The following is a 13,809-nucleotide window of genomic DNA, read 5'->3' as shown; positions in this document are numbered from 1 at the left end:
TAAACCTTAAGCACTAAAGTGTTTACCGTTTTTAGTGTTTTCACATAACTTGGTGTTACACAAAGCACTAATTATAAAATCACTAAAATCATCACACATAAATCCATTTGGAGGGTTAAATTTTGTTTTAAAAGCTTTAATTTAGTAATATAATTCAATTTAACTATGTTCAAAATTGCAACTTTACTTCTCATCAACCTAGTAAGTATCCCTGAACTGATTAGTGACCAATATATTGCATTTCAAAAAGGCGACTATTTTTATCTTGTTGATAGTGAAAAGATATATAAAACTAAAAATGGTCAAAATTTTGAAGTGATCAAACATAATACGACATTTCCACATTTTAATTTTGACTATTTAAATACTAATAAAAAAACTTATCTAATCTCAAAGGGGATCGGCTTGGTGTTTTCTTTTGAAAATCATACATTTAAGAGGCTTGATCGTTCTTTTGATCATAGAAATAAATACCAGTCCTCGTTATTTGAGTACCAAGAAAAGGTTTACTCTTTTGGAGGGTATGGGCTTTTTAATAATACAAATAATCTGATATATTTTGATAACGATGTTAAAGAATGGTATGAGTTTAATTATTTTTCAGATGAAAATCATCCAGAACCGAGACGTTTAGCAATTGCTAGTGTAAAAGATTCCAGCCTGTATATTTTTGGTGGTTTTCGTAAAAACACAGACGGTCAATTAAAAGTTTCTACAAAGCTTTTGCAAGATGTCTGGACGTTAGATCTAAATTCACATTCCTGGCAGTATCTTGGCGAAACGAACATCAGTGAGATCGTTGAACCCAATTTGATACTTAGCTTTGTGAAAATAGTCCCGTATAATGGAAAGTATTTAATCATCACACAACAAAATTGTTTACTCATAGATATTGAAAATAATAAGATCCAAAAGTTCGAAGGTTTTAATTCTGAACTCGTATGGGGAGCATCGTCAATTACATACAATCCGGCATCAAATCAATTTATGGTGGTTTCCAATAACCATATAAACGGGAAGGAGAAACCTGTTTTTTTTGCTAAAAAGGAATTTCTAACTAATAATGTAAAGACCTATGACTTGTTTACAGCAACGAATTCACTTTTTAACTTTTTAATTTTTGGTGGTTTAATTTTGTTGATTTTAGTATGTTTCATTTTGAGAAAGACTGAAGATACTAAAGATAAAATTCTTAAGAATATTGATGCTATAAGGGAGGAACTAAACGAAAATGAAAACTATATTTTGGATGAATTATTGAAAACTAAAAATAAGGGGCTTGAAAATCCCTACATTCTAAATTTCTATGAGCCCACTATGTCCTACGAATCCAAATCCAAAAAACTACGATCTAGTTTAAAAAACATGAATAAGGTGATTTCAAAAAATATCGGCTCAAAAAAAGAGGTCATTGTTAAAGAAAACAGCAAGCACGACAAACGAATTCGAATCATAAAAATAATATAATAGCCAAGTTAATTTCCTTCATCAAACAGCGCCCCATATTAAAACTCTATTCATCTTGTGATATAGGATGACTTATGGTTTCCTATAATTAAAAGCTTAACTGCACTGCATTTTTCTAATTTTGTACCGAACCTCTTTAAAATTTTAGAAAACATGAACTCAAGACTTAAAACGGCTGGTGTTAATTTCACAATTGCAGGTACTTTGCTTTTAGCTTCTCGCATGGCTAGGATTCTACCTATTTTATATAATTGGCATCCCGAGGATATTGTTACCGCAGCAGAAGTTTCTCTAGTATTTTGTATTCTTGGATTTATTATTTTAATTACTGCTGGTAGTAATTTAATTAAAGCTTCTAAATGATTTTTGGTTCAGGCTTCTGGGAATGACAAGCTGCAGTTATATTTACAGAACAATGACGAAAACAATGGTAAATTAAAACAATAAGCTTATGGTTATCTTCCTTAAAACTCTAAAAACGCTTTATACTTTCTCCTTTACTATTACCCCGCTACCGCACGAATCCTTTCGTGTGGTGATTTAACATTCTAAAAACCAGCACATCATCTATAAATCCTTTTTGATCTGCATAATCAACGGCACTACTATAAACATATTCTTCTGGATTATGAAACTTATAATTTCTACTCATCTAACCTCCTTCTTAAATTTAAAATACAATTCTTTGTTTTTATCAAACTCGTTACTTTTCTTTATGACCACACGAAAGGATTCGTGCGGCAGCGAGGGATTTTGTTCTACCCTAATAGGGTTTTCAACTTTTTCTCTAACTTGAGTTTCTCTAGCAGGTATTAGTATCCAATAATTAAACTCATCAGTAATATCATTATTAAGGTCTTCATATGGCTAGAATTAATTTTATATTTATTTTTTAATCAAATACCATCTCTGGTTAATTTTTTCTGCTTTTAAAATTTCAGTTTTCCAATATGAATTATAAATTTCAGAAGGAATATTTACATGAATTAGTATGTAATTATCCTTCAGGAAAAAAATCAAACAATCACCTATTTTAGAATCACTAAGAACCTGACTTACTCTAAGTTTTTCAAACTCCCTAATGATTTTTTTTGTGTAATCTCCAATAAAAATATTAGCCTTTTCTTTTGACACATTATTTTCATATGCAAAATCAATTGGATCAGAACCTACCTCAGTAGCCTTTTCTAAACATTTAAAATCTCCAAAATCACATCCATAATAAGAAGCATTTGGTAAAAAATAATTTCGGTTATTTAGTTGTTTTGTGAAAAATGGAGCTTGATGTATGCCATCTTTAATATATCTTGATTCAATTCTTACACCTTCAAATAATTCAAAATTTGAGTTCTGAATTATTGAAATCTTCTTATCTAAATGCTGATTTGTGTTTTTGCAAGAACAAAATAATGTTAACAAAATCAACAATAAAATTTTAACTCTCGTATTCATTTTTTTACTTTTTTTATGATGTTATTCACCCCTAGGAGAACTTGTTAATGGATCCTTATAAATTGGAACTCCATTAGGGTAATAATATCCGGCTCGTATAGCTCTTTGATCTGCTTCTGAATCACGTATTCCTGTTTTCATTCCACCATTATCTGAATTACCATTAAAAGCATTATTAAGGTGTGCACCGAATTGTAATGTAGTAATACCTAAATTAAGGGCTTTTCCAGACCTTCCCCAAATAAAGTTTCCAAAATCTTTATAATTATAACCTGTTCCATCCCTCGAAGAGCCGTTTCCTTTAATAAGTGTCAAAGCACCGATGCCATTTTGCACTAACTTGCTTGTTGAAACTCCATCAAGTTTTCCCGTACTTATTCCTGAAAATATTGATTCATCACCTGGAGGTCTACTTTCTCTTTCAATGTACTTAAATGCTGATTCACCTCTTGCTACTGTTAAAGCTGAACCGTTTTTCACTATTTCGTCTCCAATTTCATTTTGAGTAACCATTCTGACTTTATTTATTTTACCAGAATTAATATCTACTACATCATTTGGGTCGTTAAAATTATATTTTCCTTGAATTTCTTGAGTTTTAGAGTTTTCAATTACAATTTTATCTGGCTTATTATTAATATCTCTCCTAACATAATCTCCATTTTCATTGAACACATAGTCATCTGGTGGAACAGCAGCCATTCCATCTGGATCAATAAAGTATATTGGATTATTAAACGCATAAGTATATGGTGACCAATCTGAAAACTCTTCTGCTAATGGGTCTGGATTAAACCATCTACCAATTGCAGGGTCGTAATTTCTAGCAGATACATCATACCAATCAAGACCGAGTTCGTCTTGTAGTTCTTTACCTCCAAAACCAAATTTCCGAGCCACACTATTGGCGTTAGCTGATACAATATTATTATACCCTTTGTGTTTAAGTCCAAAAGGATAGTAGTTATTTTCTTCTACAATCACCAACTCATCTTCTCCCATTGTGATTTCTATGTCGTCTACATTAAAGTACGTTTGTGTGCCCACATCACTACTTGTGGGGTCTTTAGCGATTAACAAATGAAAATCTCCTGTGGTGGTGGGGGTATAAGTGATGTTGTTAGAGCCTTCGGTCAAATCAGAGAGATTGCCTTGAGAAAATTCATTAAGTACTACTTTATCTGTGGTGCCTTTGTCTAAATTTAAACGGATATGAATGGGTTCTCCTGCCGTTACGGACAGTGTTTTATAAACTCCAAACCCTCCACCTGATACACTTACTTTCAGGGAGTTATTTACATTTGAAATGGTTGATGCATACGCACCCCAACTGCCTGTTGTACCATCATTAAAATCATCTATAACCGATTCTAAACCTTCTTGTTTGTAGCTCAACCGAATGTTGCCCAAATGGTCTTTGTATTGGTATATGTAGTCAAAACCACCAGTTGCGTTTGGTTCTATATAACCTTCGGGTTGAGAGATGAATTCTAATTTAAATTCGTATGTTGGGGGATTGGGGTTATTAACCACAGGAACCGTTTTCTTATAAATATGATTCCCAGCATATTGAGTAAAAGTCGTTCCTGAACCAACCTGTGAAACGCTTTTTTCTATTTTAACTCCCGTAGCATCATACACATAAGAAATTGTACCGTCGGTTAAAGGAGACGTATTGTCAAACTGTATTTGTTTTGGTAAATTCAAATAATTGTAGGTTATACTTGTAATGTTTTTGTTTTTATCCACGGTCATGTTGCCATTGGTGTCGTAGGCATAATCTACTGGGGTGGTGTTTCCATCCTTAAATCCGCCCATGCTGTTGGCGGTGGTATTGTTATAGTGGTCCTTTACTCCTGTCAGTTGGTTGCCGTCGTCATAGGTATATTTTAAATAGTCCATGCCTCTAGATTGCGAGTTGTTGTTTGGGTTTTGACCATAACGCACCAATTGTCCAATGTTGCCATTGCGTAGTTATTATTTTTAATAGTAAACATTCGGAACCAAAACTTTTAATATTTCTAACGGAATATCGGATTCTAAAACTCTAATTTCTTTATCTAAATCATAACTAGATCCATATATTTCAGATATTCCAATGAAAGTAAAATCTTTATCTAAATACAAAACCTTACTAATTCCATCTGTCTCTTTTTGAACGTATTCAATTTTATAAACATTTTTAAATTTATCGAAATTCACTTTACCTTTGTAACAAAGCTCAACATTTCCATGTAGAGGATGGAAATACGTATAGCAAGAATTTATATTTAATGGATAAAAATACGGGGTAGAAACTCTTTTATTTTCGTTTCTTATTACTATGTCTAACCCATTATTATTTTTTATAAAAGTTCTATTAGTTTTCTCTAAATTTATTTTTTTCTTGTTTATTACTCTCGTTTTTTCTTTAATAGTGTCCCCGCTACCGCACGAATCCTTTCGTGTGGTGATTTAACATTCTAAAAACCAGCACATCATCTATAAATCCTTTTTGATCTGCATAATCAACGGCACTACTATAAACATATTCTTCTGGATTATGAAACTTATAATTTCTACTCATCTAACCTCCTTCTTAAATTTAAAATACAATTCTTTGTTTTTATCAAACTCGTTACTTTTCTTTATGACCACACGAAAGGATTCGTGCGGCAGCGAGGGGCGGCTTAGCGTAAAAAGGTCGTAGAGACTGCACGGCTATGAAACTGTACGGCGCAAAAAAAACCTCCTAAGTTTCATTAGGAGGTTAGATATAATATTTAAACTTGTATTAAGACCCGCACATCAGGCAGTCATCGCCTTCAGCTTCTTTTGCTTGTTGAACCAGCGCTTTCATTTCTTCAGCAGACATGGGTGCTACGTCAACGGTTGTTTCTTGAGAAAATTTGGCGGCAGTGTTGGCTGCTTTTTCTTGTTGCTTTTCCAAAACCGCTGTTTCCACAACGGGAGTTTCTATAACTGCTGTTTCTACTGCGGCTGCAACTTCAACCGTTTCTGGCTGTGGTGCTTCCTTTTTCTTATTATCTAAAGTAAATTTAATGGCATCGACTGCACTCTTTGTTCTTAAGTAGTACATCCCTGTTTTCAATCCACTTTTCCAAGCATAGAAATGCATAGACGTGAGTTTAGCCATTGTGGCCCCTTCCATAAATAAATTTAAAGATTGTGATTGATCGATAAAGTAACCACGCTGACGCGACATGTCAATAATATCTTTCATGCTCAATTCCCAAACCGTTTTATACAATTCTTTAATGTCTTGTGGAATCACATCCACATGTTGTATGGATCCGTTCGCACGCATGATATCCTGCTTTAAACCTTCGTTCCACAGTCCTAGTTCCACTAAGTCTTCCAAAAGGTGCTTGTTAACCACAATGAATTCTCCAGACAGTACGCGACGGGTATAGATGTTTGAAGTGTAAGGCTCAAAACATTCGTTGTTTCCAAGAATTTGAGAGGTACTTGCCGTTGGCATTGGTGCCACTAAAAGAGAGTTACACACCCCATTTTCTAGTACTTGCTTGCGCAATGTTCCCCAATCCCAAAGACCGCTTAAATCTTCATCTTTAAGACCCCATAAATTGTGTTGGAATTTTCCTTCACTAATTGGAGAACCTTCATAAGTTTGATACGGCCCGTCTTCGGTCGCTTCTTCCATAGAAGCAGTCACGGCGGCATAGTAAATTGTTTCAAAAATATCTTGATTCAATTGTTTTGCTTCGTCACTTGTAAAAGGCATTCTCAGTTTGATAAACGTATCTGCCAATCCTTGCACACCGATTCCAATTGGACGGTGTCTCATATTTGAATTTTCGGCTTCAACTACTGGGTAATAATTTCGGTCGATCACTTTGTTTAGATTTCGCGTCACACGTTTGGTGATTGTATATAATTCTTGATGATCAAATTTGCCATCTTTGATAAACATTGGCAACGCAATGGACGCAAGGTTACAAACAGCCACTTCATCTGGTGAAGTGTACTCAATAATTTCTGTACAAAGGTTGGACGAACGAATCGTTCCTAAGTTTTTTTGGTTTGATTTACTGTTGGCCGCATCTTTATAAAGCATATAAGGCGTTCCTGTTTCTATCTGAGATTCGGTGATTTTCTCCCAAAGCTCTCTTGCTTTTATGGTTTTACGTCCTTTGCCTAATTCTTCATATTTCAGGTAAAGTGTTTCGAATTCTTCACTGTGAACGTCTGGCAATCCAGGGCACTCGTTCGGACACATTAAGGTCCAAAACGAATCTTCTTGCACACGCTTCATAAATAAATCTGGAATCCACATGGCATAGAATAAATCTCTTGCACGCATTTCTTCTTTCCCGTGATTTTTCTTTAAATCAAGAAAATCAAAAATATCAGCATGCCATGGCTCTAGGTAAATCGCAAAACTTCCTTTTCGTTTTCCACCACCTTGATCGACGTAACGTGCCGTGTCATTAAAAACACGCAGCATTGGAACAATTCCGTTACTGGTACCATTGGTCCCCGCAATATAACTTCCAGTCGCTCTAATGTTGTGCATTGCCAAACCAATACCTCCAGCAGATTGTGAGATTTTAGCCGTTTGTTTTAGAGTGTCATAAATCCCATCAATACTATCGTCTTTTGCAGTTAATAAAAAGCAAGACGACATTTGTGGTTTTGGAGTCCCTGAGTTAAATAAGGTAGGCGTTGCATGGGTGAAAAACTTTTTGGACATCAATTCGTAAGTTTCGATGGCAGAATCCAAATCGTTTAAATGTATCCCAATAGAAACACGCATCAACATGTGTTGAGGGCGTTCTGCAATGATACCATTTAACTTTAAAAGATAGGAACGCTCTAAGGTTTTAAACCCAAAGTAATCGTATCCAAAATCTCTATTGTATATAATTGTAGAATCTAATTTTTCTTTGTTTTCTATAATTACGTTGTAAACCTCATCAGATAATAAAGGGGCATCTTTTCCTGTTCTTGGGTTGACATAGGTATATAAATCGTGCATGACTTCGCTAAAAGTCTTTTTTGTGTTTTTATGTAAGTTAGAAACAGATACCCGCGCTGCAAGTCTTGCATAATCAGGGTGTGCCGTGGTCATTGTTGCGGCTACTTCTGCGGCAAGATTGTCCAATTCACTGGTCGTCACACCGTCATACAGCCCTTCAATAACGCGCATGGCAACTTTTAAAGGATCGACCAATTCATTTAAACCATAACAGAGTTTTCTAACTCTTGCTGTGATTTTGTCAAACATGATTTCTTCTTTTCTGCCGTCTCTTTTTAGTACATACATTTTTTTTGGTCTTTTTTGCTTTTTTGATACTGCTTCAAAAAAGCGGTTAGTTAGTTAGCCTAGACGTATTGGAGTTGCCTCAAATACTTAGTTGTTTTTTGTGTTTGGTTGCCATTTAAGAAAACCAAAAGGTTGATTTATGAAAAACGAATTGTATAATTCGTTTTAAGTTCTTCTTCTAGGTGTTGTTCTAGAATTCAGAATCGAAACTGTATTTATCGGCACCCTCTTCTTCTTTGTTGAGGACCCCCGCCTTTTGATATTCAGCCACTCTTTTTTCAAAGAAATTTGTTTTTCCTTGAAGCGAAATCATGTCCATAAAATCAAATGGGTTTGATGTGTTGTATTCTTTTTCGCAATCTAATTCTTGTAATAAGCGATCGGTTACAAATTCTAAATACTGAGACATCAATTTTGAATTCATACCAATCAAACTTGCTGGTAGAGATTCAGTAATAAATTCTCTTTCAATCGTTAAAGCGTCCAATAAGATTTCTCTGATGCGCTCTTTAGGAACTTTATTGATAAGGTGTTTGTTGTGGAGGTGGACTGCAAAGTCTGCATGCACGCCTTCATCTCTAGAAATCAACTCATTTGAGAACGTCAATCCCGGCATCAAGCCACGTTTCTTTAACCAGAAAATTGAACAAAATGCGCCTGAAAAGAAAATCCCTTCCACGGCTGCAAATGCAATCAAACGCTCTGCAAAACTTGGAGACTCTATCCACTTAAGAGCCCAATCTGCTTTTTTCTTAATAGCTGGAAAATTATCGATCGCATTGAATAATTTGTCTTTTTCAACCTCATCCTTTACATAGGTATCTATTAATAGAGAATAGGTTTCACTATGAATATTTTCCATCATGATTTGGAATCCGTAGAAGAATTTTGCTTCACTGTATTGCACTTCGTTTACAAAATTTTCTGCTAAATTTTCATTTACAATCCCGTCACTCGCTGCGAAAAATGCTAATATATGCTTGATAAAATAACGCTCATCGTCATTCAGCTTCGTCGCCCAGTCCGTTAAATCTTGATGTAAATCAATTTCTTCAGCCGTCCAAAAACTTGCTTCTGATTTTTTATACCATTCCCATATATCATGGTGTTGGATTGGAAAAATGACAAATCGGTCTTTGTTTTCTTGTAAAATCGGTTCTACTTGTGACATCTAAATTAAAATTCTGGGTTAAAAAAAAATACGCGTTTGAGCGGTTAACAAAGGTTCAAAATAGTTGCCTTAAATGAAAGCCATTTTTATAAACATTGCCTATGAGTTTTTAACAACGAGTAGCTTTTTTCCTACAAAAATAATTTAAGATTAAAAAGGTAAAATACTTGTTTAGAGATGCTTAACTCGACCCTCTCTCTTACAGAAATATTAAGCAGTAAGTTGAATTAAAAACACTTCGTTTAATAAAATTGATAAAAATATTTGAAAAGAGGATGGATTTTGCACCACCACCTTAAGCACTGCGCTAATACTATTTTTGACTGTGTTTGGCAGCGACTTGTTCTAATTCGGCGTACCAATCGGCTCCAAATTTTCGAATCAAGGCTTCTTTGACAAATTTATAGACGGGCACTTGTAGTTCTTTACCTAAGGTACAAGCGGCATCACAGATCTCCCAATTGTCATAATTGACGGCAGAAAACTCACTGTAGTCTTTGATACGCACTGGATATAAATGACAGGACACTGGTTTTTTCCAATCGACTTCTCCTTGATTGTAAGCTTCTTCAATAGCACATAAAGCGGTGTTTTTATCATCAAAAATCACATAGGCACAATCGGCTCCGTTAATTAAAGGGGTTTCTAGTTCCCCCTCTTCGGTGACCACATGGGTGCCTTGCGCTTCAATCGCATCGATACTCTCTTTTCTAAGGTAGGGCTTTATAATGGGATAGATGTTTTCTAGTATCGTTGCCTCGGCAGCTTCTAGCGGCGCACCTGCATCACCATCTACACAACAGGCCCCTTTACAAGCGCTCAGGTTGCATAAAAAATCTTTCTCAATAATGTCTTCGGACACAATGGTTTTTCCTATTTGAAACATGCGCCAAATATACTGTTAATTGTGAACATTTTAAGCCTAAATAATCGCTCAAAATAAACTTGTGATTATAATTATTTATTCGACCTTTGCATAAAAATAATTTGTAATCATGAATTTCAATTTTAAAGAAGTTTTAACGGCATTTATGGTGCTTTTCGCGGTGATTGACATTGTGGGAAACATCCCTATTATTATTGACTTGCGCAAGAAAGCTGGGCATATTCAAAGTGAAAAGGCCTCGGTTATTGCGGGCATTATTATGATCATCTTTTTGTTTTTGGGTGACAGTATCCTAAATCTTATTGGTATTGATGTGCATTCATTTGCAGTTGCGGGTGCGTTCATATTATTTTTTATTGCCCTCGAAATGATCCTAGGAATTACCCTCTATAAACAAGAAGAAGGTACCAGTATGAACGCTTCCGTGTTTCCATTGGCATTTCCATTGATTGCAGGGCCTGGAAGCCTCACAACCCTGCTGTCTTTAAAATCTGAATTTCACACAGAAAACATCATCGTTGCAGTCATCGTGAATGTGGTTGTGATTTTTATCGTCCTTAAAACCTCGAATCGAATCGAACGGTTTATTGGACAAAATGGGATCGATATCATACGAAAAGTGTTTGGCGTTGTCCTCTTGGCAATTGCCGTAAAACTATTTACTTCTAATATTAAATTTTTATTATAATATGCGAATCTTAACTTATTTATTATCGGTAGTGGCTCTTGGGATTATTGCATTCAACCTCACAAAAATAAACTTTGATGCGCCCTTTGAAAAGGAAAGTTATACAGCCATCATCACCGCATTGGCAGGTGGATGCGCCATTCTGTTATTCACAATATGGAGGATTGTTAAAAAGATAGATCGTACGGTAAAAGAAAAGTCTTAATTTACAATTAGGGCTTCTAAATCGTTTACTTTTTGCAACATGGGATCAAATGAGCTCAAAATTTTTGCGGCTGTATTGTCTCCAAAAAGTTGTTTTGCGAAAGCAGATTTCAAAAGCGTTTTTATAGAACTTTTATAAATGTCGAACGCATCATTTTCTAGTTTTGTAGTCTCTGTGAAATAGGCTACAAATTGCTGATAAATCGCCTCCGAAATTTCGAAGCTGTTTGAAAATTCCACCTCCGAAGGTTCTGAATACTGCGCACGCTGACCGTCTAAATGTTCAAAGACAAAAAAGTCCATAACGCCCGTAGTTTTTAAGAATTCGACAATGTCGTTATTAAAATTTACATCATAAGGCACATAAACATCTGGAATAATTCCACCACCACCATATACGATTTTCCCTTTGGGAGTTGTAAATTGAAGACTGTCGGCGATCCCTTTTGATTGCAGTGTGTCCACCGCTCTGTCGTCTATGCGCTCATAGTAGTCGTCGTAATAAGATTCTGAACCCTTGGCATACGACCGCTGTATAGAACGCCCTGTTGGGGTGTAATATCTAGAGGTCGTCAACCGGATGGCACTGCCGTCGCCCAAATCCATTTCTTGTTGAACCAATCCTTTTCCGAAAGAACGGCGCCCAACAATAGTACCTTTGTCATTGTCTTGAAGTGCCCCTGCAACAATCTCGCTGGCAGACGCAGAATTTTCATTGATCAGCACATACACCTCAGCCTGTTCAAAACGTCCTTTTGAGGTCGCAAAACTTTCAACAGTTTCATTGGTTTTGTTTTTCGTAAATAAAATGAGTTTTCCATCTTCTAAAAATTCATCCGCAATTTGTTCGGCGATTTGTAAAAACCCCCCTGGATTGTCCCGCAAATCCAATACTAAATTTGAGGCGCCTTTAGAAAGTAAATCCTCAACTGTTTTTTCAAATTCTAAATAGGTGCTTTCAGCAAACCGATTAATTTTAATATAGCCAAGCGTTGGATTGATCATATAAGAAGTGACCACACTTTTGATGGGCACTTCGGCGCGAATGATTTCGAAACTCAATAAACTATCAACACCTGCACGTTTGATTGTTAATTGAACTTTAGAATTTTTTTCACCTCGAAGTCTATCGATGACTTTGTCTTGACCCCAATTCTGACCGTGAATTGTGTCATCATCTGCCATTAAAATACGATCGCCTGCCAGAATCCCAGCACGAAAACTCGGCCCGCCCTCAATAGGTCGAATGACTGTGATGGTGTCTTTATAATTATAAAAACGGACACCAATCCCAATAAAGTCGCCTTTCATGTTTTCAGTAACCGAGGCTAAATCTTGTTTTGGAATGTATGAAGAATGTGGATCGAGATTCTGTAAAACGGTCTCAATAAAACCTTCCACAATGCTGTCTGTATCCACAGGGTCAACATACTCATATTCTAAATAATCAATGAGTCGATTTAATTTTTGTTTGCTGATGTTTTTAGTGCTTGCAAAAGGACTTGGGATGTTAGTGCTTAATTTTGAGCCGATATAAATGCCTATCGCCAAAAGAGCTGCAACAAAAAATGGTAGGTGTTTTTGATTTAAGGACATCAAATTACAGGGTTAGTAATTCAACTTGAATGCCTGCTTTTTCAAGAAACTCAACTCCCGAAAGGTCTTTATAGGCTTGGCTATAAACCACTCGAGTAATCCCCGCTTGATGAATTAATTTACTGCAACTTTGACAAGGTGATAAGGTAATGTATAAGGTGGAACCATGACACGATTGTGTGGAGGCAGCGACCTTTAAAATGGCATTGGCTTCTGCATGCAAAACATACCATTTGGTGTAGCCTTCTTCGTCTTCACAAAAATTTTCAAAACCCGTAGGGGTTCCATTATAGCCGTCAGAAATAATCATGCGATCTTTGACAATTATCGCGCCTACTTGTTTGCGTTTACAGTACGACAATTTTCCCCATTCAGAAGCCATTCTAAGATAAGCTTTGTCGTATTTAAGTTGCTTTTGTGTGGTCATAAAAAGGGGTGATTATTTACTTAAGAAAAAAGGGGACTGTTAAAAATCAAAGGGAGCATAAGACCAATCACAACGGCCGAAAGAACCATCACCCAATCCCGAACAGAGAATCTAAATATAGTTTGTCCTAAGAATCCGAAAAACAAGATACAGAAGACAATTACAAATTGTCCAATCTCAATTCCTAATGCAAATTCCAATACGGATAATAAGGTGCTTTCATTCGCAGTTACCATCGATTCAAAAGCGTTGGCAAACCCTAAACCGTGAATGAATCCAAAAAATAAAACAAGACTAAATATAATGATCGGGTTGGATTGTTTAGATGCTTTCCCGGCGGTAAACACATTATAAAGTGCCATGATAATGATGGTAAACGGAATCAACCACTCGATCACATTGCTCTTTAAGTTTATGATGTCATAAACTCCTAACAACAAACTAAGCGTGTGCCCTAAGGTAAAAGAGGATATTAATAACAGCAAGCGTTTCCAGTCTTTAAAAAGATAGGGGATCGATAAGACCACTAAAAATAAAATATGGTCATAGCCTTTGAAGCTTACAATATGATAAAGTCCTAATTCTAAAAATTTAAAAAAGCTATCTAGCATTGGTTCGTTGTTAAATTTAT

The 13,809-nt window shown here is 35.7% G+C and carries 15 protein-coding genes; 4 read left to right on the top strand and 11 right to left on the bottom strand.

Annotated features, from left to right (window positions below; all coding sequences use genetic code 11):
* Positions 1-165: 165 nt before the first annotated feature.
* Both FORMB_RS06955 and FORMB_RS06950 read left to right on the top strand, forming a co-directional pair.
* Positions 166-1,467, top strand: a complete 1,302-nt coding sequence (locus tag FORMB_RS06955) for a Kelch repeat-containing protein (protein WP_069676764.1) — start codon at positions 166-168, stop codon at positions 1,465-1,467.
* Positions 1,468-1,620: 153 nt separating this feature from the next.
* On the top strand, positions 1,621-1,830 hold the full coding sequence (locus FORMB_RS06950) for a hypothetical protein (protein ID WP_069676763.1): 210 nt from the start codon (positions 1,621-1,623) through the stop codon (positions 1,828-1,830).
* 148 nt (positions 1,831-1,978) lie between these two features.
* On the opposite strand, the gene FORMB_RS12995 is transcribed toward FORMB_RS06950, so the two are convergent.
* The 8 genes from FORMB_RS12995 to FORMB_RS06920 all read right to left on the bottom strand — a co-directional run bounded on the left by FORMB_RS12995 (position 1,979) and on the right by FORMB_RS06920 (position 10,263).
* The gene (locus FORMB_RS12995) at positions 1,979-2,119 is read right to left on the bottom strand and encodes a hypothetical protein (RefSeq protein ID WP_157498088.1); all 141 of its coding nucleotides are present in this window, start codon (positions 2,117-2,119) and stop codon (positions 1,979-1,981) included.
* A gap of 233 nt (positions 2,120-2,352) precedes the next feature.
* The gene (locus FORMB_RS06945; protein ID WP_069676762.1) at positions 2,353-2,919 is read right to left on the bottom strand and encodes a hypothetical protein; all 567 of its coding nucleotides are present in this window, start codon (positions 2,917-2,919) and stop codon (positions 2,353-2,355) included.
* 21 nt (positions 2,920-2,940) lie between these two features.
* Positions 2,941-4,821, bottom strand: coding sequence for an RHS repeat-associated core domain-containing protein (locus FORMB_RS06940; protein WP_157498089.1), 1,881 nt, complete (start codon positions 4,819-4,821; stop codon positions 2,941-2,943).
* Positions 4,822-4,902: 81 nt separating this feature from the next.
* Positions 4,903-5,121 carry a hypothetical protein gene (locus tag FORMB_RS06935; RefSeq protein WP_069676760.1) on the bottom strand — a complete coding sequence of 73 codons (219 nt, stop codon included), beginning with the start codon at positions 5,119-5,121 and terminating at the stop codon, positions 4,903-4,905.
* Between the two features lie 223 nt (positions 5,122-5,344).
* Positions 5,345-5,485, bottom strand: coding sequence for a hypothetical protein (locus FORMB_RS12990; RefSeq protein ID WP_157498088.1), 141 nt, complete (start codon positions 5,483-5,485; stop codon positions 5,345-5,347).
* 207 nt (positions 5,486-5,692) lie between these two features.
* The gene (locus tag FORMB_RS06930; protein ID WP_069676759.1) at positions 5,693-8,206 is read right to left on the bottom strand and encodes a ribonucleoside-diphosphate reductase subunit alpha; all 2,514 of its coding nucleotides are present in this window, start codon (positions 8,204-8,206) and stop codon (positions 5,693-5,695) included.
* 190 nt (positions 8,207-8,396) lie between these two features.
* Positions 8,397-9,377, bottom strand: a complete 981-nt coding sequence (locus FORMB_RS06925) for a ribonucleotide-diphosphate reductase subunit beta (RefSeq protein WP_069676758.1) — start codon at positions 9,375-9,377, stop codon at positions 8,397-8,399.
* A 313-nt stretch (positions 9,378-9,690) separates the two neighbouring features.
* Positions 9,691-10,263 carry a DUF3109 family protein gene (locus FORMB_RS06920; protein ID WP_069676757.1) on the bottom strand — a complete coding sequence of 191 codons (573 nt, stop codon included), beginning with the start codon at positions 10,261-10,263 and terminating at the stop codon, positions 9,691-9,693.
* A 109-nt stretch (positions 10,264-10,372) separates the two neighbouring features.
* Between FORMB_RS06920 and FORMB_RS06915 the strand changes: the two genes are divergently transcribed.
* Together FORMB_RS06915 and FORMB_RS06910 are read left to right on the top strand one after the other, a co-directional pair.
* A complete protein-coding gene (locus FORMB_RS06915; protein WP_069676756.1) occupies positions 10,373-10,951 on the top strand; it encodes a MarC family protein in 579 nt (192 codons plus the stop codon).
* Between the two features lies 1 nt (position 10,952).
* Positions 10,953-11,156 carry a hypothetical protein gene (locus FORMB_RS06910; protein WP_069676755.1) on the top strand — a complete coding sequence of 68 codons (204 nt, stop codon included), beginning with the start codon at positions 10,953-10,955 and terminating at the stop codon, positions 11,154-11,156.
* On the opposite strand, the gene FORMB_RS06905 is transcribed toward FORMB_RS06910, so the two are convergent.
* Genes FORMB_RS06905 through FORMB_RS06895 form a run of 3 tightly spaced genes read right to left on the bottom strand, consistent with a single transcriptional unit; the run spans position 11,153 to position 13,789 of the window.
* Positions 11,153-12,751 (bottom strand): S41 family peptidase, encoded by a 1,599-nt coding sequence (locus FORMB_RS06905; RefSeq protein ID WP_069676754.1) that lies wholly within the window; start codon positions 12,749-12,751, stop codon positions 11,153-11,155. The two genes, FORMB_RS06910 and FORMB_RS06905, sit on opposite strands and share 4 nt — an antisense overlap.
* 4 nt (positions 12,752-12,755) lie before the next feature.
* Positions 12,756-13,178 (bottom strand): deoxycytidylate deaminase, encoded by a 423-nt coding sequence (locus FORMB_RS06900; protein ID WP_069676753.1) that lies wholly within the window; start codon positions 13,176-13,178, stop codon positions 12,756-12,758.
* A gap of 20 nt (positions 13,179-13,198) precedes the next feature.
* Positions 13,199-13,789, bottom strand: a complete 591-nt coding sequence (locus tag FORMB_RS06895) for a HupE/UreJ family protein (protein WP_069676752.1) — start codon at positions 13,787-13,789, stop codon at positions 13,199-13,201.
* Positions 13,790-13,809: the final 20 nt, after the last annotated feature.

It is taken from the genome of Formosa sp. Hel1_33_131 (genome assembly GCF_001735745.1).
GTDB lineage: Bacteria > Bacteroidota > Bacteroidia > Flavobacteriales > Flavobacteriaceae > Hel1-33-131.
This window is presented reverse-complemented; position numbering and strand designations above follow the sequence as displayed.